Origin of the sequence: Rhodopseudomonas pseudopalustris, from assembly GCF_900110435.1 — a bacterium.
Classification (GTDB): domain Bacteria; phylum Pseudomonadota; class Alphaproteobacteria; order Rhizobiales; family Xanthobacteraceae; genus Rhodopseudomonas; species Rhodopseudomonas pseudopalustris.
On record NZ_FODT01000003.1, the window covers coordinates 273862 to 299652 of the forward strand.

At 65.3% G+C, this 25791-nt stretch carries 14 protein-coding genes; 12 read left to right on the forward strand and 2 right to left on the reverse strand.

Annotated elements, in window-relative coordinates; translation table 11 throughout:
* The first annotated feature begins 56 nt into the window (after window positions 1-56).
* The 6 genes from BMY71_RS07545 to BMY71_RS07570 all read left to right on the forward strand — a co-directional run bounded on the left by BMY71_RS07545 (window position 57) and on the right by BMY71_RS07570 (window position 7609).
* The gene (locus BMY71_RS07545; protein ID WP_092682807.1) at window positions 57-2909 is read left to right on the forward strand and encodes a bifunctional transaldolase/phosoglucose isomerase; all 2853 of its coding nucleotides are present in this window, start codon (window positions 57-59) and stop codon (window positions 2907-2909) included.
* Window positions 2910-2972: 63 nt separating this feature from the next.
* Window positions 2973-4013 (forward strand): phosphogluconate dehydrogenase (NAD(+)-dependent, decarboxylating), encoded by a 1041-nt coding sequence (gnd, locus tag BMY71_RS07550; RefSeq protein WP_092682809.1) that lies wholly within the window; start codon window positions 2973-2975, stop codon window positions 4011-4013.
* Window positions 4010-5521, forward strand: a complete 1512-nt coding sequence (zwf, locus tag BMY71_RS07555) for a glucose-6-phosphate dehydrogenase (protein ID WP_011503866.1) — start codon at window positions 4010-4012, stop codon at window positions 5519-5521. Before gnd ends, zwf begins: the two co-directional genes overlap by 4 nt.
* Window positions 5522-6268, forward strand: coding sequence for a 6-phosphogluconolactonase (pgl, locus tag BMY71_RS07560; protein ID WP_092682811.1), 747 nt, complete (start codon window positions 5522-5524; stop codon window positions 6266-6268).
* Between the two features lie 25 nt (window positions 6269-6293).
* Window positions 6294-6797 carry a gluconokinase gene (locus BMY71_RS07565; protein WP_092682813.1) on the forward strand — a complete coding sequence of 168 codons (504 nt, stop codon included), beginning with the start codon at window positions 6294-6296 and terminating at the stop codon, window positions 6795-6797.
* Window positions 6797-7609: a Cof-type HAD-IIB family hydrolase gene (locus BMY71_RS07570; RefSeq protein WP_092682815.1), complete on the forward strand. Its 813-nt coding sequence runs from the start codon at window positions 6797-6799 to the stop codon at window positions 7607-7609. The genes BMY71_RS07565 and BMY71_RS07570 overlap by 1 nt, the downstream gene beginning before the upstream one ends.
* 118 nt (window positions 7610-7727) lie before the next feature.
* Here the strand turns inward: BMY71_RS07570 and BMY71_RS07575 are convergent, their stop codons facing one another.
* Together BMY71_RS07575 and malQ are read right to left on the reverse strand one after the other, a co-directional pair.
* Window positions 7728-9533, reverse strand: coding sequence for a glycoside hydrolase family 15 protein (locus tag BMY71_RS07575; RefSeq protein ID WP_092682817.1), 1806 nt, complete (start codon window positions 9531-9533; stop codon window positions 7728-7730).
* Window positions 9523-11496 carry a 4-alpha-glucanotransferase gene (gene malQ, locus BMY71_RS07580; RefSeq protein ID WP_092683149.1) on the reverse strand — a complete coding sequence of 658 codons (1974 nt, stop codon included), beginning with the start codon at window positions 11494-11496 and terminating at the stop codon, window positions 9523-9525. Before malQ ends, BMY71_RS07575 begins: the two co-directional genes overlap by 11 nt.
* A gap of 188 nt (window positions 11497-11684) precedes the next feature.
* On the opposite strand from malQ, the gene BMY71_RS07585 reads away from it, so the two are divergent.
* From BMY71_RS07585 to treY, 6 genes are read left to right on the forward strand one after another with little or no spacing between them, the layout of a single operon-like run.
* A complete protein-coding gene (locus BMY71_RS07585) occupies window positions 11685-13640 on the forward strand; it encodes an alpha-1,4-glucan--maltose-1-phosphate maltosyltransferase (RefSeq protein WP_092682819.1) in 1956 nt (651 codons plus the stop codon).
* Between the two features lie 11 nt (window positions 13641-13651).
* On the forward strand, window positions 13652-16954 hold the full coding sequence (treS, locus tag BMY71_RS07590; protein WP_092682821.1) for a maltose alpha-D-glucosyltransferase: 3303 nt from the start codon (window positions 13652-13654) through the stop codon (window positions 16952-16954).
* Entirely contained in the window at window positions 16951-19101 is a 2151-nt protein-coding gene (gene glgB / locus BMY71_RS07595) for a 1,4-alpha-glucan branching protein GlgB (RefSeq protein WP_092682823.1), read from the forward strand. The genes treS and glgB overlap by 4 nt, the downstream gene beginning before the upstream one ends.
* Window positions 19102-19103: 2 nt before the next feature.
* Window positions 19104-21182, forward strand: coding sequence for a glycogen debranching protein GlgX (gene glgX, locus BMY71_RS07600; protein WP_092682825.1), 2079 nt, complete (start codon window positions 19104-19106; stop codon window positions 21180-21182).
* Complete coding sequence (gene treZ, locus BMY71_RS07605) at window positions 21179-22942, forward strand: malto-oligosyltrehalose trehalohydrolase (protein WP_092682827.1); 1764 nt, start codon at window positions 21179-21181, stop codon at window positions 22940-22942. The genes glgX and treZ overlap by 4 nt, the downstream gene beginning before the upstream one ends.
* Window positions 22942-25731, forward strand: coding sequence for a malto-oligosyltrehalose synthase (treY, locus tag BMY71_RS07610; RefSeq protein ID WP_092682829.1), 2790 nt, complete (start codon window positions 22942-22944; stop codon window positions 25729-25731). Before treZ ends, treY begins: the two co-directional genes overlap by 1 nt.
* Window positions 25732-25791 lie beyond the last annotated feature (60 nt).

Sequence of the window (25791 nt, forward strand, 5' to 3'; positions counted from 1 at the left end):
CTCCCGGACGGAAATGCCCGCGAGGCCTCATCGCACCGAATGAACAGACAAGGCACATGAACCCCGTCAAAGCGCTCGAACAACACGGCCAGGCTGTCTGGCTGGATTTCCTGGCCCGCGGCTTTATCGCCAAGGGTGACCTGAAGAAGCTGATCGACGGCGACGGCGTGAAGGGTGTCACCTCCAATCCGTCGATCTTCGAGAAGGCGATCGGCTCGTCGGACGAATATGACGGTGCGATCGGGGCCGCCCTGAAGCAGGGCGACCGTTCGGTCGGCGAACTGTACGAGGCGGTGGCGGTCGAGGACATTCAGCACGCGGCCGACGTGCTGCGCCCGACCTACGACAAGCTCGAAGGCCGCGACGGCTTCGTCAGCCTCGAAGTTTCACCCTATCTGGCGCTCGACACCAAGGCGACCATCGTCGAGGCCGAGCGGCTGTGGGGCGCGGTCAAGCGCGAGAACCTGATGGTCAAGGTGCCGGCGACCCGGCAGGGCCTGCCCGCGATCAAGCACCTGATCTCGAAGGGCATCAGCGTCAACATCACGCTGCTGTTTTCGCAGAAAGTCTATGTCGAGGTCGCGGAAGCCTATCTCTCGGGGCTCGAAGCCCTGATCGCGAGCGGGGGCGACCCGTCGCATGTCGCCAGCGTCGCCAGCTTCTTCGTCAGCCGGATCGACAGTGCGGTCGACAAAGAACTCGACGACAAGATTGCCAAGGCCAACGACCCCGCCGAGAAGGCGCGATTGGAAAAGCTGAAGGGCAAGATCGCGATCGCCAACGCCAAGCTCGCTTATCAGGACTACAAGCGGCTGTTCTCCGGCGACCGCTGGAAGAAGCTCGAGATTTGCGGCGCCAAGCCGCAGCGGCTGCTGTGGGCCTCGACCGGCACCAAGAACAAGGCCTACAGCGACGTGCTGTATATCGAGGAGCTGATCGGACCCGACACGGTCAACACCGTGCCGCCGTCGACGCTCGATGCGTTCCGCGATCACGGCAAGGCCCGCGCCAGCCTCGAAGAAAACGTCGACGACGCCCGCGCGGCGTTGAAGGACCTCGACGGCGTCGGCATCTCGCTCGACAAGATCACCGACAGGCTGGTGACCGAGGGCGTGCAGCTGTTCGCCGACGCGTTCGACAAGCTGCTCGGCGCGGTCGCATCCAAGCGCGAGACCGTGCTCGCCGGCGGCGTCAATACGCAGAAGCTCGCGCTCGCGGCCGACCTCGCCAACTCCGTCAAGGAGCACAGCGAGGAGTGGCGCAACACCGGCAAGATTCGCAAGCTGTGGGACCAGGACAAATCGGTGTGGACCGGCGCCGACGAGGACAAATGGCTCGGCTGGCTGAATTCCGCCGCAGCGGAAAAGGCCAAGCTCGCCGACTACGCGGAGTTCGCGAAATGGGTGAAGGCGCGCGGCTTCACCGATGCCGTCGTGCTCGGCATGGGCGGGTCGAGCCTCGGCCCGGAAGTGCTGGCCAAGACCTTCGCACAGCAGCCGGGCTTTCCAAGGCTGCATGTACTCGACTCCACGGATCCGGCGCAGGTGCGCTCGCTTGAGAGCAGCGTCACATTGGCGACCACGCTGTTCATCGTGTCGTCGAAATCCGGCGGCACCACCGAGCCGAACGCGATGAAGGACTACTTCGTCGCGCGCGTCGGCGAGACCGTCGGCGTCGACAAGGCCGGCCAACATTTCGTCGCGGTGACCGATCCCGGCTCGTCGATGGAGAAGGTCGCGACCGCAGCGAAATTCGCCCGGATCTTCCACGGCAATCCGACGATCGGCGGTCGCTATTCGGTGCTGTCGCCGTTCGGCATGGCGCCGGCCGCCGCCGCCGGCCTCGATCTCGGAAAGTTCCTCGATCTGACACTCGCAATGGTGCGCTCCTGCGGGCCGGACGTGCCGCCGCAGGAAAATCCCGGCGTGCAGCTCGGACTTGCGATGGGCTGCGCTGGCCTGCAAGGCCGCGACAAGGTGACGATCACCTCCTCCAGGGCGATCGCCGATTTCGGCGCCTGGGCCGAGCAACTGATCGCCGAGTCGACCGGCAAGGACGGCAAGGGACTGATCCCGATCGACGGCGAGCCGCTGGCCGAGCCCTCGACCTACGGCAACGACCGGCTGTTCATCGATCTGCGTATCGAGAGCGAAAGCGACGCCGCGCATGACGGCAAGCTCGCGGCGCTGGAGCAAGCAGGACATCCGGTGGTGCGGATCGTGCTGAAATCGCCCGACGCCATCGGCCAGGAGTTCTTCCGCTTCGAACTCGCCACCGCGGTCGCGGGCGCGATCCTCGGCATCAATCCGTTCAATCAGCCGGATGTGGAATCCGCCAAGATCAAGACCCGCGAACTGACCGCGGCGTTCGAGACATCCGGCGCACTGCCCGCGGAGAAGCCGGCGCTGGCCACCGCGCAAGCCGATCTCTACACCGACGAGTCCAACGCCGCCGCGCTACGCAAGGCCGGCGCCGACGGCACGCTCGGCTCGTGGATCAAGGCGCATCTGTCGCGCTCGCAGGCCGGCGACTACGTCGCGCTGCTCGCCTATATCGAGCGGAATGCCGCGCATATCGAGGCGTTGCAGACGATGCGGCTCGCGGTGCGCGACGCCAGGCATCTGGCGACCTGCGCCGAGTTCGGTCCGCGCTTCCTGCACTCGACCGGCCAGGCCTACAAAGGCGGACCGGACAGCGGCGTGTTTCTGCAGATCACCGCCGACGACGCCGAGGATCTTCCCGTCCCCGGCCAGACCGCCAGCTTCGGCGTGATCAAGGCGGCGCAGGCCCGCGGCGATTTCGACGTGCTGACCGAACGCGGCCGCCGCGCGCTTCGGGTCCACATCAAAGGCGATCTCGGCGCCGGACTGAAAGCGCTCGACGCCGCGATCCGCGACGCCTTGAACTGACGACAACGACGACAACGAGGCTCCGCACCCAAGCGGAGCCCGGCAACATCGGAGATCCTGCGCATGCAACTCGGCATGGTCGGCCTCGGACGAATGGGCGGCAACATCGTTCGTCGGCTCATGAACGGTGGCCACCATGCCGTGGTGTATGATCGGGATCCCAACGTCGTCGAAGCGCTGACGCGCGAGGGCGCGGCGGGCGCGGCCAGCCTGGACGATCTGGTCGGCAAGCTCGACGCGCCGCGCGCGGTGTGGGTGATGCTGCCCGCCGGTCAGATCACCGAGACCACGATCGAAACGCTCGGCAAGCTGCTCTCGCCCGGCGACGTCATCATCGACGGCGGCAACACCTTCTGGCAGGACGACATCCGCCGCGCCAGGACCCTCAAAGAGAACAACCTGCACTACGTCGATGTCGGCACCTCCGGCGGCATCTGGGGCTATGAGCGCGGTTACTGCATGATGATCGGCGGCGACAAACAGATCGTCGACCGGCTCGATCCGATCTTCGCCACGCTCGCGCCGGGCATCGGCGAGATACCTCGCACGCCGGGCCGCGACGGCCGCGATCCGCGCGTCGAGCGCGGCTACCTCCATGCCGGGCCGGTCGGCGCCGGACATTTCGTCAAGATGGTCCACAACGGCATCGAATACGGCCTAATGCAGGCCTATGCCGAAGGCTTCGACATTCTCAAGAACGCCAATATCGACGCGCTGCCGAGCGAGCATCGCTTCGATCTCGACATCGCCGACATCGCCGAGGTGTGGCGGCGCGGCAGCGTGATCCCGTCCTGGCTGCTGGATCTCACCGCATCGGCGCTCGCCAGCAATGCCACGCTCGACACTTACTCCGGCTTCGTCGAGGATTCCGGGGAAGGCCGCTGGACCATCAACGCCGCGATCGAGGAGGCCGTGCCCGCCGAGGTGCTGACATCGGCGCTGTTCGCACGCTTCCGTTCGCGCAAGGAACATACCTTCGCTGAAAAAATTCTCTCGGCGATGCGGGCGGGCTTTGGCGGCCACAAGGAGCCGCAGCAGCACCCCGACCCGGCGCAGCAGGCGGCGCCGGATCATCTCCTGAAACCGAAAGCGGAGCGCGCGTGACCACCCAAGCCAATGCGCAGGTGCCGGATGGCTGCGCTTTCGTCATCTTCGGCGTCACCGGCGACCTCACTCACCGCCTGGTCATCCCGGCGCTGTACAATCTCGCCGAGGCCAATCTCCTGCCGGAGAAATTCTGCGTCGTCGGCATCACCCGCAAGGACATGTCGAGCGAGGATCTGCGCGCCAGCCTGATGCAGGGCTTGCAGAAATTCGCCACGCGCCCGGTGGACCAGGAGATCGCCGACAAGCTGTTGTACTGCGTGACCTCGGTCAGCGCCGATCCGTCCGATCCGGCGTCGTTCGACCGGCTGCGCGAGCGGTTGGAAAAGCTGGAATCCAGCCGCAACACCGGCGGCAACCGGCTGTTCTATCTGGCGACGCCGCCCGACGCTTTCGCGCCGATCTCGGCCGAACTCGGCCGCGCCGGATTGCTCAAAGAAGACGGCAGCGCATGGCGGCGGCTGGTGGTCGAAAAACCGTTCGGCACCGATCTCGCCTCGGCCAAGGCGCTGAACGATCACCTGCTCAGCATCGTCACCGAGCACGAGTTGTATCGGATCGATCATTATCTCGGCAAGGAGACGGTGCAGAACATTCTGGTGCTGCGCTTTTCCAACGGCATGTTCGAGCCGATCTGGAATCGCGATCATATCGATCACGTCCAGATCACCGTCGACGAAAAGCTCGGCGTCGGCCATCGCGGCAGCTTTTACGACAAGACCGGCGCGCTGCGCGACATGGTCCCGAACCATCTGTTCCAATTGCTGTCGCTGGTCGCGATGGAGCCGCCGGCGCATTTCAACGCACATTCGGTACGCTCGGCCAAAGCCGACGTGCTGGCCGCGATTCAGGTCCAGCGCGAAGACGAGGCGCTGCGCAATTCGGTGCGCGGCCAGTATATCGCCGGCAAGGTCGACGACACCGAAATTCCCGATTATCGCAGCGTCAAGGACGTGGCGCAGGGCAGCACCACCGAGACCTATGCGGCGCTGAAGCTGACGATCGACAATTGGCGCTGGGCCGGCGTGCCGTTCTATCTGCGCACCGGCAAGGCGCTCGGCACCAAGCGCACCGAGGTGGCGATCAAGTTCAAGCAGGCGCCGTTCGCGATGTTCCGCTGCACCCCGGTGGAAGAGCTGTCGCAGAACTATCTGGTGATCGGGATCGAGCCGGTCGAAGGCATTGCGCTGCAGTTCAACACCAAGATTCCGGGACCGACGATCGCCATCGACGGCGTCGAGATGACCTTCCGCTACAAGGATTACTTCAAGGTGGCGCCGAGCAACGGCTACGAGACGCTGCTGCACGACTGCATGATCGGCGACAACATCCTGTTCCAGCGCGCCGACGGCGTCGAGGCCGGCTGGCGCGCGGTGCAACCGTTCATCGATGCCTGGGCCAAAGCAGGCGCGCAGGGGCTGCAGAGCTACAAGGCCGGCAGCGAAGGCCCGGAGGACGCCGACGCTCTGCTGACCCGCGACGGCCGCAACTGGCGGGAGCCCGGCTAGATGCGGACCGCTGACGGTCGCCAGATCGTCGTCGCCGCCGACGCCGAGGCGCTGGCGCGGCTCGCGGCGCAGCGCCTGATCGCGCGCATCGAGCTGCATCGCGAGCGCCCGGCGATCTGCCTGACCGGCGGCTCCGGACCGCAGCGGATGTTCGAACTGCTCGCCACCGAATTCGCCGACCGGATTCCGTGGCCGCGCGTGCACTGGTTCATCAGCGACGAACGCTTCGTGCCGTTCGGCGACCCGCTGAGCAACATGGGAACGATCAAGCGCGTGCTGCTCGACGGACGCGCGCCGCCCGAAAATGTTCACGCTATTCCGGCCGGCGACAGCGCCACGCCGGACGAGGCGGCGCGGCGCTATCAACACGAACTACAATCGTTCTACGGCGCGGCGACGCTCGATCGGGCGCGGCCGCTGTTCGATCTGGTGCTCGGCGGCGTCGGACCCGACGGCCACACCGCGTCGCTGTTCCCCGGCTGGCCGCAACTCGGCATCCGCGACCGCTGGGCCGCGGGCGTCGACAACGCGCATGTCGAACCGTTGGTGCCGCGCGTCACCCTCACCTTCCCGGCGCTGGCGTCGTGCGCCGAGATGCTGTTTCTCGTCCATGGCGCGAGCAAGCGCGATATCGTCGGCCGCGTCTTCGCGGGCGACGATCTTCCGGCCGGCCACGCGCGCTCGATCGGCGAGACGGTGTGGCTGATCACGGCGGACGCGCTGCCGGAGACGCTTCGTGACCGATGACCCCGCGCCTCAGGTTCTGATCGTCATGGGCGTGTCCGGCTCCGGCAAAAGCACGATCGGCGAACAGCTCGCGGAGCGGCTCGGCTGGGCCTATCGGGACGCCGACGATTTTCATCCTCCCAGCAATGTCGAGAAGATGAGCGCGGGCCAGCCGCTCACCGACGACGACCGCTGGCCCTGGCTGCGCGCCATCGCCGCCGAGATCGATCGGATTGCCGACAGCGGGGACCATGCCGTGTTCGGATGCTCGGCGCTGAAGCGGGCCTATCGCGACATTCTCGTGCACGGCCGTGACGACGTCAGGATCGTGTATCTCGACGGCAGCCGCGCGCTGATCGCCGAGCGGGTGGCGGCGCGCAAGAACCATTTCATGCCGCCCGGGCTGCTCGACAGCCAGTTCGCGACGCTGGAGAAGCCCGGCCCGGACGAGCGTCCGTTCGTCGTCAGTATCGACGCCTCGGTCGGGCAGATCGTCGACGCCATCGTCGAACAGCTTCCCCGGCCTTTTCCTCAGCAGAGTCTTATCTAATGGGCCGCATCGCACTGGTGGTTTCCGACGTCGACGGCACGTTGGTGACGTCCGACAAACGGCTGACCGACAGGTCCCGCGCCGCGGTGGCGAAGCTCGAACAGGCCGGCATCGGCTTCACCCTGACGTCGAGCCGCCCGCCGGTCGGGATGCGGATGTTCAGCGATCCGCTCGGCATCACGCTGCCGCTCGGGCCGTTCAATGGCAGCTCGATCGTCGCGCCGTCGCTCGAGGTGATCGAGCAGCATCTGATCCCCACCGCCGCGGTGGAGACCAGCCTCGCATTGCTCGATCGCCACGGCATCGATGGCTGGATCTTCACCAACGACAATTGGTACATCCGCCGCGACGACGGCAGATACGTGGCGCACGAGAAGCTCGCCATCCGGTTCGATCCGACGCAAATCGACGACTTCGCGCCGCTGGCCGACAAGGCCTGCAAGATCGTCGGCGCCAGCGCCGATTTCGCGCTGCTCGAACGCTGCGAAACGGAATTGCAGACGATGCTCGGCGACAGCGCGCTGGCGATCCGATCGCAGGACTACTATCTCGACGTCACGCCGCCGGGCCGGAACAAGGGCACCTTCGTGCAGGCGATGGCGAAGCGGCTCGGCATTCCGTGCGCGGCGATCGCCACGCTGGGCGACATGCAGAACGATCTCGCGATGTTCCGGGTCAGCGGGCTGCCGATCGCGATGGGCAACGCCACCGACGACGTCAAGCGGCTCGCCGCGCACGTCACCGCCTCGAACGACGACGACGGCTTCGCCGCCGCGATCGACTTCATCCTCGCGCACAACGACAAGGGCTGACGTTCCGCCTGGAGCTTTTTCGGTTCTGATTGAGTCAGAACCGAAGCTCCAACTTGATGTTCTGACGCGTTTTCTTGACGCGAACCGGCATCCACTTCGCTCGAAAACGCTATCGCATCTATTTCGAGCGCTGCATCGCCGGCTTTTCGGCCGGGGCCTGCGCCGCGCCGAGATTGTTGGCGGTGTTGATCAGTGCGATATGGGTCAGCGCCTGCGGGAAATTGCCGGTCTGCCGCCGCGCCTCGGGGTCGTATTCCTCGGCGAGAAGGCCGACGTCATTGGCGATGCCGACGACGCGATCGAACAGCGCCTTCGCCTTGTCGATGTCCCCGGCCAACATATGCGCATCGGCCAGCCACAGGCTGCATGCGAGGAACGCGCCCTCGGTCGGCAGCGGCTCGTCGGGGGTTTCGCGCGGGTCGTGGCGCAGCACGAAGCCACGATGCATCAGATGCGTCTCGACCGCTTCGAGCGTGCCGCGGACCCGCGGATCGTCGGACGGCAGGAAGCCGACCGCCGGAATCAGCAGCGCGCTGGCGTCCAAGACGTCGGCGCCATAGTGCTCGACGAAGGCATTCTGCCGGGCGTCGAAGCCCCTGGCGCAGACGTCGCGATGAATCGTGTCGCGCAGCGCTCGCCATTTCGCGAGCGGCGCCTTCAGACCGAACGTCTCGGCGCTCTTGATGCCGCGATCGAACGCGACCCAACTCATCACCTTGGAAAAGACGTAGTGCTTGCCGGGTCCGCGGCGCTCCCAGATGCCGCTGTCCGGCTGATCCCAGATCGTCGCCAGATGCTCGAGGACGGCGCATTCCATCGCCCAGGACTCGCCGTCGAGCTCGACGCCTGCCACCCGCCACTGATGGAAGGCGTCGATCAGCTCGCCATAGACATCGAGCTGCATCTGCGCGTGCGCGGCGTTGCCGATCCGCACCGGCTGCGCGCCCTCGTAGCCCGGCAGCCAGTCCGCCTGCCACTCCAGCAGTCGCCGATGACCATAGATCGAATACATGATCTGCAATTTGGCCGGCGCGCCGGCCGCGGCGCGCAGCAGCCAGTCGTGCCAGTCGGAGGCTTCCGCCGAGTAGCCGTTGTTCATCAGCGCAAACAGCGTGAAGGTCGCATCGCGCAGCCAGCAGAAGCGATAGTCCCAATTGCGGGAGCCACCGAGTTTTTCCGGCAGCGACGTGGTCGGCGCCGCGACGATGCCGCCGCTCGGCGCGAAGGTCAGCGCTTTCAGGGTGATCAGCGAGCGCATCACCAAAGCGCGATAGGCGCCGTCATAGGTGCAGCGGCCGGACCAGTCGGTCCAGAACCGCTCGGTGTCGCGCAGCGCGGCGACCGGATCGATCGCCGCAGGCACCGGCAGATGCGACGGGCCGTAGGTCATCACGAACGGGATCGTCTCGCCCTCGCTCACTGAAAACTCTGCGACCGTGGTCATGCCCTCGCCATGGGTCTCGACCGGCGAGCGCAGCACCGTCATGTCCGGCCCGCAGATCGCGAGTAATTCGCCGGGCGTCTGCCCGCGCTTGACCCAGGGAATGTCGACGCCGAAGCCGAACCGCAGCACGAGATGCATCCGCATCTCGACACGGCCGGAATCGCCGCGCACCAGCCGCACGAGGTCGGAGGCCTTGCCGCGCAGCGGCATGAAGTCGATCAGCGTGACGACACCGGTTTCGGTCTCGAACCGGGTCTCGAGAATCAGGCTGTCGCCGCGATAGCACCGGGTCGTCGCGAGGATCGCTGCGGCCGGGCAGATCTGCCAGTGGCCGTGGTTTTCGTCGCCCAGCAGTGCGGCGAAGCAGGCTTCGGAGTCGAACGACGGCCAGCACAGCCAATCGATCGAGCCGTCGCGTCCGACCAAAGCCGATGTCTCGCAGTCGCCGATCAGTGCGTAGTCTTCGATCTTACCCGGCAACGGTCTTGACCGTTGGCCGGCGCGCTGACGTGGCCCCCTGCAGCGCCTGCTGATTGATCAACGAGACGAGCTCGTCGAGCACGTGCGGCAGGCGTCGGCGCCAGTTCGGATGTTCGAACACGGTGCCGGGCACGTTCGGCTGATCGGTCACGCCGAGCAGATCCTCGAGCGAAATCGCCAGCAATCGCGAGCGGGTGCGCGCGAGAAACGTCAGCACGGCATAGATGTCCTCTTGTTCGATGCCGTGATGCCGAAGCGCATCGCCGAGCATCGCCAGCGCGTGACGCCGCGCATCGTCGCTCTCGCCGGGATCGATGCCGACCGAACGCTTGAACTGCAGATCGGTGAAGCTGCGCCAGCCCGAATAGGTGGCGAGGTCGTGGGTGTTGAAGGTGACCAGCGCCTCCGGCAGATAGTGATCTATTCCGTAGAACCAACCCTGGTGGAAATCGCGCTCGAACATCATCACGCGATACGACCACACGCCCCACGCCGCGAGGCGCTCGCGGAAGCCCTCCGGCACGGTGCCGAGGTCCTCGCCGATCACCACGCAGCGATTGGCGACGCTCTCCTGCGCGGTCACCGCCAGCAAAGCCTCGAACGGCATCGTGACATAGACGCCGCTGTTCGCGGCGAAGCCGTGCGGCACGAGATAGAGCCGGTTCAGACCGAGCACGTGGTCGAGCCGGATCGCGCCGGCATAGCGCATCGACGCCCGCAGCATGTCGCGGAACGGCGCGAACCCCGTCAGCTCCAGCCCTGCGGCGTTGAATCCGGCCAGGCCCCAGTTCTGTCCCGCCGAGTTCAACTGGTCGGGCGGCGCGCCGACCGACAGATGGCGCGAGATCGCGACCTGTTCGTTCCAGGCGTCGAAGCCGTCGCTCTGCACGCCGACCGCGACGTCGAGATAGAGGCCGACGTCCATGCCGCACGCCGCGGCAAGGTCGTAACAAGCACGCAACTGATCATCGGCGCACCATTGCACGTATTCGATGAATTCGATCTCGGCGCCGTCCGGCCCGTCGCGCAGTTGCGCGCAGCGGTCATCCTCGGGATGCTGCCATTCGTCCGGCCATTCCCACCACGGCGCGCCGAACCGATGACGCAGCACCTCGAAACAGGCGAACCGTGTGAGCAGCGGCGCGCGCTCTCGCCGGAACGCCTCGAAGGCGGCGCGACGATCGGGCTGCGGCGCGGTGCGAAACCCTTGATAGGCGAGCCGCAGCGCGCGCCATTTCAGCTCGGCCACGGCGCGGTAATCGATCAGCTCGAGATCCCGCAGCGACGCAATCGCCTCGGATGCGCCGGGCAGATCGGCGAGCTTGAATTCGGGCAGTTGTTCGACGTCGATATAGAGCGGGTTCAGAAACAGCCGGCTGTTCGGCGAATAGGGCGAGCAATCGCCCGGCCGGTCGTCGAACAACGCGTGGAGCGGGTTCAGTCCGATCCCGCCGGCGCCCAATCCGGCGGCGATTTCGATCAGGCTCGCCAGATCGGTGAAGTCGCCGATGCCCCAATTGCGCGAGGTGCGCAGCCCGTAGAGCTGGACCGCGACGATCCAGGAGCGCTCGAACGCGCCACCAAACGCGCCCGGCGGGGCGACCAGCAGCGGCGCGTCCTCGGTCCGGCCGTCCGCGTCGGCGAGATGCAGCCGATAGCTGCCGACCGGCAGATGCGACGGCCAGTCGATGCCGCGCTCATGCGCCGCCCCCTCCGCGACGCTGGAATTGCCCGCGACGATTTTCCACGCCACCGGGAGCGCCGCCGCGGCGGTCAATTCCGAGCGGCATGGCTCTCCTGCGCGCAAAACCGCGATCCTGTCGAGCAGCCGATGCGTGGAGCGCGCCGGCATTGCGTCGAGAATGATCTGGAGGGCGGCGGGTGGGGTGACATGTCGACACCCCTGGCCATCGAAGAATTCGGTTTGAATTCCGAGTTCTGCAGCTTTGGTAAATAAATCCATCAGGCACGCTGTCTGCACCGCCGCGCGCTGTGCGCCGCGAATCCGCCAATCCGAACAGGATAGTCGTGTGCAACGCGATTGCGTAGGGTGGGTTCCCGGAACTTTGGCTTTCCAGAAGCTTTGTAAGGGGACCAACGCCCGTTGTTCGATTTCCAGGGAATGGGACTATCGTCCTATACTGCATCACCGTGAACAGATCGACCCAAGTGTTCCAGACCGTCGCGGCAGGCGGTGCTTTCCACATTGAAGATATCTTCCCGATCATCGATAGCGGCCGTTTCCCCGTCAAAAGGGTCGTCGGCGAGCCGATCGAGGTCTGGGCGGATATCTATCGCGACGGCCATGAGGTGATCGCAGCGGCGCTGATCTGGCGGCGCGAGCAGGATCAGGACTGGCAGCGCGCGCCGCTGCGGCATGTCGTCAACGACCGCTGGACGGCCACCTTCACGCCCGACCAGATTGGACGATATGTCTATGCGATCGAGGCCTGGACCGACGAATTCGCGACTTGGCGACATGGCGTCGAGCTGAAGCTGAAGGCCGGCCAGGACGTCACGCTCGACGCGCTGGAAGGCGCAGGCCTGCTGACCAAGGCGCAGCACGGCGGAGCGGAGGCGCTCGCGATCGTCCACCGCCAATGCGACGAATATCTGCAGACCGGCGAGGTCGGCCCCCTGCTCGCGCCCGAGCTGCGCGACGCGATGGGCGAAAGCCAGGCGCGGCTTGATGTCACGCGGTCGGCTCTGCTGCCGCTGATGATCGACCGCGAGCGCGCCCGCAACGGCGCCTGGTACGAGATGATGCCGCGCAGCCAGAGCACCGTCCCCGGCCAGCACGGCACCTTCCGCGATTGCATCGCCCGGCTGCCGGACATCGCCGCGATGGGCTTCGACGTGCTGTATTTCACGCCGATCCATCCGATCGGGCGCGTCAACCGCAAGGGGCGCAACAATTCGCTCAAGGCCGAGGCCGGCGATCCCGGCAGCCCCTATGCGATCGGCGCAGAGGAAGGCGGCCACGACGCGGTGCATCCCGAGCTCGGCACGCTCGACGACTTCCACGCCTTGCTGAAGGCGTGCAAGCTCGTCAATCTCGAGATCGCGCTCGACATCGCCGTGCAATGCTCGCCGGATCATCCCTGGCTGAAGCAGCATCCGGACTGGTTCAAGCGCCGGCCCGACGGCTCGATGAAATATGCCGAGAACCCGCCGAAGAAATACGAGGACATCGTCAATCCGGACTTCACCTGCGAGGACGCCGGCTCGCTGTGGAATGCGCTGCGCGACGTCATCCTGTTCTGGGTCGACCAGGGCGTGAAGATCTTCCGGGTCGACAATCCGCACACCAAACCGCTGCGGTTCTGGGAATGGATGATCCGCGAGGTGCAGCTCCGCCATCCCGACGTGCTGTTCCTGGCCGAAGCCTTCACCCGGCCGAAGCTGATGAAGGGCCTGGCCAAGCTCGGCTTCAGCCAGTCCTACACCTATTTCACCTGGCGGACCCAGAAATGGGAAATCGAGGAATACCTGCGCGAGCTGACCGGATATCCGGAGCGCAACTTCTATCGGCCGAACTTCTTCGTCAACACCCCGGACATCCTGCCCTTCCATTTGCAGGGCGGCGAACCGTGGATGTTCAGGTCGCGCGTGGCGCTCGCCGCAACGCTGTCATCGACCTATGGCATCTATAGCGGCTTCGAACTGCTCGAACACGAGCCGATTCCCGGCAAGGAGGAGTATCTCGATTCCGAAAAATACGAGATCAGGGTGCGTGACTGGGACAAGCCAGGCAACATCAAGCCCTATATCCGCGCGATCAACAGCGCCCGCCGCGCCAATCCGGCGCTTCAGCAGACCAGCAATCTGCGCTTCGTCGACATTCAAGACGCAAACGTGACCGGCTTCATCAAACAATCGCCCGATTTGAGCAACGTCGTAGCTGTCGCCATCGCCTTGTCGCGCGACTTCCACGAATTCTGGTTTCCGCTCGGCGATGTTCAGGTCGAAATCGGCGGCGAGCGGCGCCCGGTCGCGGCCGTCGAGAACCTGCTCACCGGCGAACGGCACGCCGTCGAATGGGGTGGACTTAACCTGCGGATCGACCCGCAACGCGATCCGGCGCTGCTTTTCCGCTGCCTGGCGTGAAGGACGCAGCCATGAATCTGATGTCAACGATCGATGCGACCAATTCCAAGCCCGAGCTCGAGGCGACCGACGAGCTGTGGTACAAGGACGCGATCATCTACCAGCTCCACGTCAAGGCGTTTGCCGACAGCAACAATGACGGCATCGGCGATTTCGCCGGCCTGACCGAGAAGCTGGACTATCTGCAGGACCTCGGCGTCACCACGCTGTGGCTGCTGCCGTTCTATCCCTCGCCGCAGCGCGACGACGGCTACGACATCGGCGATTACGGCTCGATCAATCCCGACTTCGGCACGATGAAGGATTTCCGCCGCTTCATCGTCGAGGCGAAGAAGCGCAATCTGCGCGTCATCACCGAGCTGGTCATCAACCACACGTCCGACCAGCACGACTGGTTCAAGCGCGCCCGGCGCAGCGAAAAGGGCTCGAGCGCGCGCAACTGGTATGTCTGGAGCGACACCGACCAGAAATATCAGGGCACCCGGATCATCTTCACCGACACCGAGAAGTCGAACTGGACCTGGGATCCCGAGGCCGGCCAATACTATTGGCACCGCTTCTTTTCGCATCAGCCCGACCTGAATTTCGACAATCCGCATGTCGTCAGCGCCCTCGTCAAGGTGATGAAGCGCTGGCTCGACACCGGCGTCGACGGCTTCCGGCTCGACGCGATCCCCTATCTGTGCGAGCGCGACGGCACCAACAACGAGAACCTTCCCGAGACCCACGCCGTCATCAAGCAGTTGCGCGCCGAACTCGATGCTTACGCCAAGGGCAAGGTGCTGCTGGCGGAGGCCAATCAATGGCCGGAGGACGTCCAGGAATATTTCGGCCAGAGCGACGAATGTCACATGGCCTATCACTTCCCGCTGATGCCGCGGATCTACATGGCGATCGCCCAGGAAGATCGCTTTCCGATCACCGACATCATGCGGCAGACGCCGGAAATCCCGGCCAATTGCCAATGGGCGATGTTCCTGCGCAATCATGACGAGCTGACGCTGGAGATGGTCACCGACGTCGAGCGCGACTATCTGTGGAAGACCTATGCGGCCGATCCGCGCGCCCGCATCAATGTCGGCATCCGCCGCCGCCTTGCGCCCTTGATGGACAATGACCGCCGCAAGATCGAGCTGATGAACTCGCTGCTGCTGTCGTTCCCCGGCACGCCGATCATCTATTACGGCGACGAAATCGGCATGGGCGACAACATCTATCTCGGCGACCGCAACGGCGTCCGCACGCCGATGCAATGGTCTTCGGATCGCAATGGCGGCTTCTCACGCGCCGACCCGGCGCGACTCTATGCCCCGACCATCATGGACCCGGTCTACGGCTACGCCTCGGTCAATGTCGAGGCGCAGGCGCGCAGCCTGTCGTCGCTGCTGAGCGCGACCAAGCGGCTGATTTCGGTCCGCAAATCCACCTTCGCCTTCGGCCGCGGCACGATGACGTTCATCCGGCCCGCGAACCGCTCGGTGCTCGCTTATGTCCGGCAGTACGAAGACGAAGTGATCCTCTGCGTCGCCAATCTGTCGCGCTCGGCGCAGGCCACCGAACTCGATCTGTCGCCGTGGAAGGACCGCGTGCCGCAGGAAATGCTCGGACGCACGCGTTTTCCGGCGATCGGCGAACTGCCCTACATGATCACGCTGGCGCCCTACGGCTTCTACTGGTTCAAGCTGGAGGAGCGCGATACATCCCAGCACGTCGCGCCCGCAGCCGCCGTGCCCGAGTTCGAAACCCTGGTGGTGCCTGTCGGCGCAACCTGGATGTCACTCGCCCGCACCCGCGGCGTGTTCGAGCGCGACGTGCTGCCGGCGCATCTGTCGCGCACCCGGTGGTTTCCGGAGCGTTCGCCGCGTTCGATCCATCCGCGCGTTACCTCGGCCATTCCATTCTCGAACACCCATGAGAACCGCCCGTGGCTGGCGTTCTTCGAGGCGACCGTGCGCGGCGTCAGTGAGCGCTATGTGCTGCCGATGCAGATCGACTGGGTGCGGTTCGATCGCGAGCGCTACAATCCGCACGCCTTCGCCGCCGTGCGCCAGGGCGCACGCGAGGGCACGCTGCTCGATGTCGCCACCGATGTCGAATTCGTCACCCTGCTGCTCGACAATTTGCGCGAGTCGGTCGTGGTCGAGAATGAGGGCGTCCGACTGCAATTCCGCCCCGGCTCGCGTCTGGCCGAGAAGCCCGCCGTCGCGTATCACGACATCCGTGCGGTCGAGACCGAGCAGTCGAATTCCACGGCGCTGGTCGGCGAACACTACGTCATCAAGCTGTATCGCCGGCTGCAAAGCGGCATCAATCCGGAAATCGAAATGGGCCGCTTCCTCACCGAGGTCGCGGGCTATACCAACACCCCGTCTCTGCTCGGCAGCGTCGAACTGGTCGAGGGCGACAAGGTCAGCGCGATCGCGGTGGTGCATGATTTCGTCGCCAACCAGGGCGACGGCTGGATCGTGACATCGGGTTATCTCGACCGCTATGTCGACGACCAGCGGCTGCTGATCAATTCCGAAGAACAGCACGTCAGCGAGGAGCTGGCGCCGTACCGGCACTACATGCAGCAGACCGGCAAACGCGTCGCCGAAATGCACATCGCGCTGTCAAGCCATCCGGAGCAGCCCGACTTCGCTCCCGCGCCGATCAGCAGCGACGACGCCGAGCGCTGGACCGGTATCGTCACCGAGAACGCCAAGCGGGTGCTCGACGAGTTGCAGCACAAGCGCGAGAGCCTGAAAGACGCCGAACGGGCCATGGTGGACGAGCTGCTGGCGCAACGCGACGGGATTTTCGAGCGGCTGCGCGGACTGTTCGGCAGCGACGGCGGCCTGAACATCCGCCATCATGGCGACTTCCATCTCGGCCAGATGCTGATCGTCAAGGACGACGTCTTCATCATCGATTTCGAAGGCGAGCCGCGGCGGTCGCAGGCCGAGCGCCGCGCCAAGGCGCCCGCCGCGCGCGACGTCGCCGGGCTGGTGCGCTCGATCGACTATTCCACCACCGCAGCGCTGGAGCGCGCGCTGAAAGTCTCGACCGACGAAACCGGCAAGATCGCCGCGGCACTCGATGGCTGGCGGATTCGGTCGACCGAAGCTTTCCTCACCGCCTACCGCGAAACGATGGGCGACAGCCCGGTCTGGCCCGCCGATCGCGCCGCCGCCGATCGGTTGCTGGACTTTTTCCTGATCGAGAAGGCATTGTATGAGATCGAATACGAACTCGCCCACCGTCCCGACTGGCTCCGCGTGCCGCTGGCTGGCATCCTTCGTATCCTGACCCGGCAGCCCGAGGAGATTTCATGACCGTGCAACTGACCGACGAGGCTTACGCGGTCCTGGAAGGCCGCCATGCCGACCCGTTTCAATATCTGGGCCCGCATTCGGAAGATAACCGCGTCGTTGTGCGTGCGTTGCTGCCGGACGCAACGGCGGTCGAGGCCGTCGGCGAACACGGCGAGACGGCGCACCTCGAACGCGTCCACGAATCCGGGCTGTTCGCGGGATCGCTGCCGAACGGATCGCACCGCTACCAGCTTCGCGCCCGGTTCGGCGATACCACCGTCGACCTTGAGGATCCCTATCGCTTTCCGCCGATCCTGACCGACTTCGACCTGTATCTACTCGGCGAGGGCACCGACCAGCGGCTCTACGACAAGCTCGGCGCGCACCCGATGGCGCTTGAAGGCGTCAACGGCGTCGCCTTCGTGGTGCTCGCGCCGAACGCGCGCCGCGTCAGCGTGGTCGGCGATTTCAATTTCTGGAATCCGCGCCGGCATCAGATGCGGGTGCGCGGCAACGGATATTGGGAGCTGTTCGTCCCCGGCGCCGCCGCCGGCGATCACTACAAGTTCGATGTCGTCGGCCCGCATGGCGAGCAACTGCCGCAGAAGTCCGACCCGATGGCGTTCGCCGCCGAGCTGCGGCCCAAGACCGCCTCGATCGTGGTCGATCAGACCCGGCTGCCGCAACCGCGGCCCGCGCCGGCCCAGATCAACGCGCTCGGCTCGCCGATGTCGATCTACGAGGTGCATCTCGGCTCGTGGCGGCGCAAGGACGGCGAGCAATGGCTGAGCTATCGCGAGCTCGCCGAGACGTTGCCGGCCTATGTGCGCGAGATGGGCTTCACCCATGTCGAATTCCTTCCGGTCAGCGAACATCCGTTCGACGGCTCCTGGGGCTATCAACCGACCGGGCTTTACGCGCCGACCAGCCGGTTCGGCACGCCGGAGGATTTCTGTGCGCTGATCGACGCCTTCCACGCGCAGGGCATCGGCGTGCTGCTCGACTGGGTGCCCGGCCACTTCCCCGACGACCCGCACGGCCTCGGCGATTTCGACGGCACAGCGCTGTACGAGCACGCCAACCCGCTGCAGGGCCGGCATCTCGACTGGGGCACGCTGATCTACAATTACGGCCGCACCGAAGTGGTGAACTTCCTCGTGTCGAACGCACTGTTCTGGCTGGAGCGTTACGGCATCGACGGCCTGCGGGTCGATGCGGTGGCGTCGATGCTGTATCTCGACTACAGCCGACCGGCCGACGGCTGGGTCCCGAACAAGTTCGGCGGCCGCGAGAACATCGAGGCGATCGATTTCCTGCGCCGTTTCAACGCTGAAGTGTTCGCCAAATTTCCGCACGCCACCACCGCGGCCGAAGAGTCGACCGCCTGGCCGCAGGTGTCGCGGCCGGTCGAGTTCGGCGGGCTCGGCTTCGGCTACAAGTGGAACATGGGCTGGATGCACGACACGCTGAACTACATCAGCAAGGATCCGATCCACCGCAAGTTCCACCACGGCCAGATCCTGTTCGGGTTGCACTACGCGTTCTCGGAGAACTTCATCCTGCCGCTGTCGCACGACGAGGTCGTGCACGGCAAACGTTCGATCCTCGGCCGGATGCCGGGCGACGAGTGGCAGCGCTTCGCCAATCTGCGCGCGTACTACGCCTTCATGTTCGCCCACCCCGGCAAGAAGCTCATGTTCATGGGCAGCGAGTTCGGCCAGGAGCGGGAGTGGAATCACGACCGTTCGCTGGACTGGCATCTGCTGGACACCCCGAAATACGCCGGCATCCAGGCGCTGGTCCGCGACCTCAACAGGCTGTATCGCACGCTGCCGGCGCTGCATCAGCTCGACTGCGATCCATTCGGGTTCGAATGGCTCGTCACCGACGACGCCGACCGCAACGTGTTCGCCTGGATGCGCAAGGGCGACGACCCCCGCGCGCGCTGCCTGGTGATCGCCAATTTCTCACCCAATGTCTATGAGGACTACCGCGTTCGGGTGCCGTTCCCCGGCCGATGGCGCGAGGCGCTCAACTCCGATTCCGCAGTCTACGGCGGCAGCAACGTCGGCAATGCCGGCGAAGTTCACACCCTTGACGGCTTGGTGCCCGAGCTTAGTTTGACCATTCCGCCGCTCGCCGCGATCTTTCTCACGCCGGAAGACTGAGTATGCGCCTCACTGCCGGAACTTCCTCCCGACTCGGGGCCACCTGGGACGGGCGCGGAACTAATTTTGCATTGTTCTCAGCCAATGCGCACAAGGTCGAACTCTGCCTGTTCGACGCCCAAGGCCGCCGCGAGCTCGAGCGCATCGAATTACCAGAGCGAACCGAAGAGGTCTGGCACGGTTATCTCAACGACGTCTCTCCCGGCCAGCTCTACGGCTATCGCGTGCACGGCCCCTACGATCCCGAACGCGGCCACCGGTTCAACGCCCACAAGCTTTTGCTCGATCCCTACGCCAAGCGGCTGTTCGGTCGGCTGGTATGGAGCGACGCGCATTTCGCCTATCGTCCCGGAAGTCCGCGCGAGGATTTGTCGTTCGACCGCCGCGACAATGCGCGCGGAATGCCGAAGGCCGTGGTGGTCGACGAGACTGGCGGATTCTCGCGCTACGAGAGCCGGCCCGGCATCCCGTGGGAAGACACCATCATCTACGAGGCCCATGTCAAAGGCCTGACGCAGTTGCACCAAGACGTGCCACCGGGCCTGCGCGGCACCTTCGGCGGCCTCGCTTCGCCGACGATGATCGATCATTTCAAGCGGCTCGGCGTCACCGCGATTGAACTTCTCCCGGTCCAAGCGCTTATCGATGACCGAATTCTGGTCGAGAACAAGCTGGTGAATTACTGGGGCTACAATACGATCTCTTTCTTCGCGCCGGAGCCGCGCTACGCGCCGGACAATCCGCTCGACGCGTTCCGCACCACGGTGGCGCGGCTGCACGACGCCGGCATCGAAGTGATCCTCGACGTGGTCTACAACCACACCGCCGAGGGCAATCATCTCGGCCCGACGCTGTCGTTCCGCGGCATCGACAACGCCTCGTATTATTGGCTGATGCCGGACAATCCCCGCTATTACGACGACTTCACCGGCTGCGGCAGCTCGGTCAATCTCAGCCACCCGCGCGTCTTGCAGATGGTGATGGATAGCTTGCGCTACTGGGTCGAGGTCTGCCATGTCGACGGCTTCCGCTTCGACCTCGCCACCACGCTGGCGCGCGGCCCGAACGGCTTCGAGCGCAACTCCGGGTTTTTCACGGCGATCCGACAGGATCCGGTGCTCGCCTCGGTGAAGCTGATCGCCGAGCCGTGGGACCTCGGCATGGGCGGTTACCAGGTCGGCGCTTTTCCGTCGCAATGGTCGGAGTGGAACGACCGCTATCGCAGCGCGATGCGGCGCTATTGGAGCGGCGAAGGCAGCCTGATCGGCGAAGTGTCGCGGCGGATGACCGGCTCCTCGGACATCTTCAATCATGACGGCCGGATGCCGCGCGCAAGCATCAACCACGTCACCGTCCATGACGGCTTCACGCTGGCCGACCTGTTCAGCTACAACGAGAAACACAACCTCGCCAATGGCGAGGATAATCGCGACGGCTCCAACGACAATCACAGCAATAATTGCGGCCATGAAGGCCCGACCGACGATCCGGAGATCGTTGCACTGCGCCGTCAGCTCCGCAAGAATCAGCTCGCCTGTCTGTTTCTCGCCCAGGGCGTTCCGCTGATGCTCGCCGGCGACGAGGTGGGGAATTCGCAGAACGGCAACAACAACGCTTACTGCCAGGACAACGAGATCGGATGGGTCAAATGGGACGGGCTCAATCGCGAAGGTGACGACCTGGTCGACTTCATCGGGCTGATGACCGACGTGCGCAGCCGCTTTCCGCAATTGCGCACGCGTCGCTGGCTGGATGGCCGCCGCGCCGACGGCTCCTACGGCGTGCTGTGGCTGACGCCGTCCGCCGCCGAGATGACCGAGCAGGATTGGGCATTTCCCGACGGCCGTTTCCTCGCTTACGTGCTGAGCCCTTCCGAGCCTTCGGCCGACGCGATCTTCATCGTGCTGAATTCCGGTGTGGAGACGATCCCGTTTCATCTGCCGAGACTGCCCGAATATCAGATCTGGCATCAGTTGTTCGACACCAGCCGGGACACCGTCCAGGTCGCCCCATTGCCATCCGGCAGCCAGACCTCCGCGCCGCCGCGCTCGGTGATGGCGTTCTCCGGAGCGGGCGTATGAGCGGCGGCAGCTTCGGCCCGCGCCTCACCGCGAATGGCGTGGAATTCCGGCTATGGGCGCCGAACGCCAAGCGCGTCGACGTCTTGCTCGACCGCGCGCATCCGATGCAGCGGGAGAACGACGGCTGGTTTAAGGCAGACATCGACGGCGCGCGCGCGGGCGCGCGCTATCGCTTCCGCATCGACGGCGCCGCCGACGTCCCGGACCCCGCCTCCGCCTTTCAGCCCGAGGACATCGCTGGCCCGAGCGAAGTGATCGATCACGCGGCCTACCCGTGGCTCGCCGCCGACTGGCGCGGGCGGCCGTGGCACGAGACGGTGCTGCTCGAGGCGCATGTCGGCAGCTTCACGCCGCAGGGGACCTTCCGCGCCATGATCGACCGGCTCGATCATCTGGTCGAGACCGGCATCACCGCGCTGGAGCTGATGCCGCTCGCGGATTTTCCAGGCCAACGCAATTGGGGCTATGACGGCGTGCTGTGGTACGCGCCCGACAGCGCCTATGGCCGGCCCGAAGACCTCAAGGCCCTGATCGACGCCGCGCATCAGCGCGGGCTGATGATGTTTCTCGACGTCGTCTACAATCATTTCGGCCCCGAGGGAAATTTCATCGGGCAGTATGCGCCGCCGTTCTTCTCCGAATCGCAGACCCCGTGGGGAAATGCGATCAACTACCGTGTCGATCAGGTGCGCGCCTTCGCGATCGAAAACGCGTTGTACTGGCTGCGGGAGTACCATTTCGACGGGCTGCGGCTCGACGCCGTGCACGCCATCCCCGATCAGGGCGAAATCCCGATGCTGTACGAACTCAGCAGACAGGCCGGCAAGCTCGCAGAGGAGACTGGCCGCCACATTCACCTGGTTCTCGAGAACGACGACAACATCGCCGCTGTGCTCGATCCGCTGATCCATCCGCCGCGCGGGCAATATCGCGCGCAGTGGAACGACGACTATCACCACGCCTGGCACGTGGCCCTGACCGGTGAGCGACAGGGCTATTACTCCGACTATGCGGATGCGCCGCTGAAGCACATCGCCCGCGCGCTCGGCTCCGGCTTCGTCTACCAGGGCGAGCCCTCGGAACATCGCGGCGGGCAGCCGCGGGGCGAGCCGAGCGGCGAATTGCCGCCGCTCGCCTTCGTCAATTTTCTGCAGAACCACGATCAGATCGGCAATCGCGCGCTCGGCGACCGTCTGGAGAGCCTCGTCTCTCCGCAGGCGATCGAGGCCGCGCTGGCGATCACGCTGCTGACGCCGACCGTCCCGATGCTGTTCATGGGCGAAGAATGGGGCTCGCAAGCGCCGTTCCCGTTCTTCTGCGATTTCCACGGCGAGCTCGCCGACGCGGTCCGCCAGGGCCGCCGCAAGGAATTCGCCGGCGCCTATGAGAAGTTTGGCGACGAGGTCCCCGATCCGCTGAGCGAGGCGACTTTCAAGAGCGCGACGCTGGATTGGAGCGAGCGCGACGGCGGCCCCGGCGCCAAGCGTCTGGCGCTGGTGAAGCGGCTGCTCGACATCCGCCGCAACGCCATCGTGCCGCGCCTCTCCGGCGCCCGCTTCGGGAACGCGGACGTCGCCGACGACGGCCTGCTTCGCGCCCGCTGGCGGCTCAGCGAAGGCGCAACGCTCGAGCTCGTCGCGAACCTTTCGGATCGCGGCCTCGCATCCAAGGGTCCCCCCCAGGGAACAAATTTGTGGGGCGACGATTGGGACGGCATCATGCCGCCTTGGGCGGTCACCTGGCGCCTCGAAGAGTCCTGATGCCCCCTGCGATCCCGACTGCGACCTACCGCATTCAGCTCACCGCCGATTTCGGCTTCGACGATGCGGCCGCGATCGTGCCGTATCTGAAAGCGCTCGGCATTTCGCATCTCTACGCCTCGCCCTTCACCAAAGCGCGCAAGGGCTCGACCCACGGCTACGACATCGTCGATCACACCCAACTCAATCCCGAGTTGGGCGGCGAAGAAGCATTCGCGCGCCTGTCCGCAGCGTTGAAGAGCCACGATATTGGTCTGATCCTCGACTTCGTGCCCAACCATGTCGGCGTGCACTTCGCCGACAATCCGTGGTGGCTGGATGTGCTGGAATGGGGCCCGGCGTCGCCACATGCGGCGTCGTTCGACATCGACTGGGACATCCTGCCGTTTCGCACCCGCGGCGGCGTGCTGCTGCCGATCATCGGCTCCTCTTACGGCAAGGCGCTGGAAAGCGGCGAGATCGAGCTGCGCTACGATCCCGGCGAAGGCAGCTTTTCGGCCTGGTACTTCGAACACCGGCTGCCGATCGCGCCGCAGCGCTACAGCGAGATTCTGCGCGCCGTCGTGCGCGAGGCCGACGCCGCCGATGATCCTGCCGGCAAGGCGATTCTCGACCTCGCCGCACGCTATCGCGGGCTGCGCCATCCCGACCGCAACGAAGCCCCTGCGTTCAAGGCGGCGCTGAAAGCGATCCCCGGCAGCGCGGCGCTGATCGACAAGGGTCTGCTCGCCTATCGCGCGGGCGAAGGCCGGACCGCGCAGATCCAGGCGCTGCACAATCTGCTGGAGCGCCAGCACTACAAGCTCGGCCATTGGCAACTCGCGGCGAGCGAGATCAACTATCGGCGCTTCTTCGACGTCAATACCCTCGCCGGCCTGCGCGTCGAGGACGGCGGCACGTTCGAGGCGATCCACCGGCTGGTGAAGCGGCTGATCGCGGACGGTCAGCTGCAGGGGCTGCGGCTCGATCACATCGACGGCCTGCGCGACCCCGCGCAATATTTCCAGCGGCTGCGCCGGCTCGCCCGCGATGCGCAGGGAAAAGCCGCCGCGCCGCTCTACATGGTGATCGAAAAGATTCTCGGCGAAGGCGAAGCGCTGCCGCGCTTCGCCGGCGTGCATGGCACCACCGGCTACGAATGGCTGAACGTGATCACCCATGCGCTGGTCGACGGCGCCGGTCTGCAGCCTCTCGATGAAGTCTGGCGGCAGGTGAGCAACACCTCGCCGGATTTCGCGCCGGTGCTGAAGGAAGCCAAGCGCCGCGTACTGCAGACGTTGCTGCTCAGCGAATTCACCGTGCTGACCCGGCTGCTGGCGCGGATCGCCGGCGGCCATTATTCGACGCGGGATTTTTCCGCCGACAATCTGCGCCAGGTGTTCGAACTCTACGTGCTGCACTTCCCGGTGTATCGCACCTACCTCACCGCATCGGGCCCGACCGCACTCGACCGCGAGCTGATCGCGCAAACCATCGAGAAGGCGCGCGCCGACTGGTTCGGCGCCGACGATGGCATCTTCGACTTCCTGCAGGACGCGCTGACGATGGACCTGCTGAAGCCGGGCCGCGCCGCGCACAGCAAGCCGCGGGTGCGCCGCTTCGCGCTCAAGGTCCAGCAATTCACCGGGCCGACCATGGCGAAGTCGCTCGAGGACACCTCGTTCTATCGCTACCACCGCCTGCTCGCGCTCAACGAAGTCGGCGGCGAGGCCTCCGCGCACGCGCTGCCCCCCGACGCGTTCCACCGACAGATGACGCAGCGCGCCAGGGATTGGCCGCACGGCATGACCGCGACGATGACGCACGACGCCAAGCGCGGCGAGGACGCGCGGACGCGGCTGCTGGCGCTGGCGGAAATGCCGGGCGAATGGGCGAGCCTGGTCGCCAAATGGAAGCTGCTCAACGCGCCGCATCTGGTGACCGACGGCGAGAGGCGCGCGCCGTCCGCGACGTTCGAATACATGTTGTATCAGGCCCTGATCGGCGCATGGCCGCTGCAGCCCGACGCGGATTTCACCGACCGGATGCAGGGCTATGCGCTGAAGGCGGCGCGCGAGGGCAAGCAGCAAACCAACTGGATCAACCCGGACCTCGCCTATGAGGAAGGTATCCGCACCTTCATCGACCGCATTCTCGACCCGGCGCAATCCGGGCCGTTTCTGGAATCGCTGCAGAACTTGTCACAGCGCGTCTCGGTGATCGGCGCGCTGAATTCGCTGAGCCAGATGACGTTGAAAGCGACGATGCCCGGCGTGCCGGACTTCTATCAGGGTACCGAGTTCTGGGACTTCTCGCTGGTCGACCCGGATAACCGACGCAAGGTCGATTTCGCCGCACGCGAAACCTCGCTTGCGGCGCTCGCCGAACCGGACTGGGACGCGTTGCTGACGACCTGGAGCGACGGCCGGCTGAAGCTGGCCTGGACGCGGCAACTGCTGAAGTTGCGGTCCGAGCTGCGCGACGTCTTCACCGACGGCGACTACCGGCCGCTTGCCGTCAATGGCCCGCATCGCGACCACGCGATCGCCTTCGCCCGCAGCCGCGGCGCGGACGCCGCGATCATCGTCGTCGGAAAGAACTTTGCGCCGCTGTCCGATCAGGGCCGGCAATGGCCGCGCGGCGACGCATTCGACGCAACGGTGGAGATTTCGGGCCTTGTCATCGATGGCGACGACCGCACCGAGCTGCCTCTCAGCGAGCTGTTTTGCGATTTGCCGGTCGCTATCCGCCGGGCGCGTGTTGTAAACGCGAAGCGGACAGTCAGGACACGCCGCAAGAGCGACGCCTAGCAACATCAAACAGCAGGAAAATAGCAAGGCCGCCCGGGATCTTGGGCCGGACGGCCTGGC

What these genes read in the sequence shown, in the direction of transcription:
- treY (WP_092682829.1), top strand. Translation starts at nt 22,942, where the DNA reads ATGCCCCCTGCGATCCCGACTGCGACCTACCGCATTCAGCTCACCGCC.
- gnd (WP_092682809.1), top strand. Translation starts at nt 2,973, where the DNA reads ATGCAACTCGGCATGGTCGGCCTCGGACGAATGGGCGGCAACATCGTT.
- glgB (WP_092682823.1), top strand. Translation starts at nt 16,951, where the DNA reads ATGACCGTGCAACTGACCGACGAGGCTTACGCGGTCCTGGAAGGCCGC.
- BMY71_RS07565 (WP_092682813.1), top strand. Translation starts at nt 6,294, where the DNA reads ATGGGCGTGTCCGGCTCCGGCAAAAGCACGATCGGCGAACAGCTCGCG.
- glgX (WP_092682825.1), top strand. Translation starts at nt 19,104, where the DNA reads ATGCGCCTCACTGCCGGAACTTCCTCCCGACTCGGGGCCACCTGGGAC.
- treS (WP_092682821.1), top strand. Translation starts at nt 13,652, where the DNA reads ATGAATCTGATGTCAACGATCGATGCGACCAATTCCAAGCCCGAGCTC.
- BMY71_RS07545 (WP_092682807.1), top strand. Translation starts at nt 57, where the DNA reads ATGAACCCCGTCAAAGCGCTCGAACAACACGGCCAGGCTGTCTGGCTG.
- malQ (WP_092683149.1), bottom strand. Translation starts at nt 11,496, where the DNA reads ATGGATTTATTTACCAAAGCTGCAGAACTCGGAATTCAAACCGAATTC.
- treZ (WP_092682827.1), top strand. Translation starts at nt 21,179, where the DNA reads ATGAGCGGCGGCAGCTTCGGCCCGCGCCTCACCGCGAATGGCGTGGAA.
- BMY71_RS07570 (WP_092682815.1), top strand. Translation starts at nt 6,797, where the DNA reads ATGGGCCGCATCGCACTGGTGGTTTCCGACGTCGACGGCACGTTGGTG.
- pgl (WP_092682811.1), top strand. Translation starts at nt 5,522, where the DNA reads ATGCGGACCGCTGACGGTCGCCAGATCGTCGTCGCCGCCGACGCCGAG.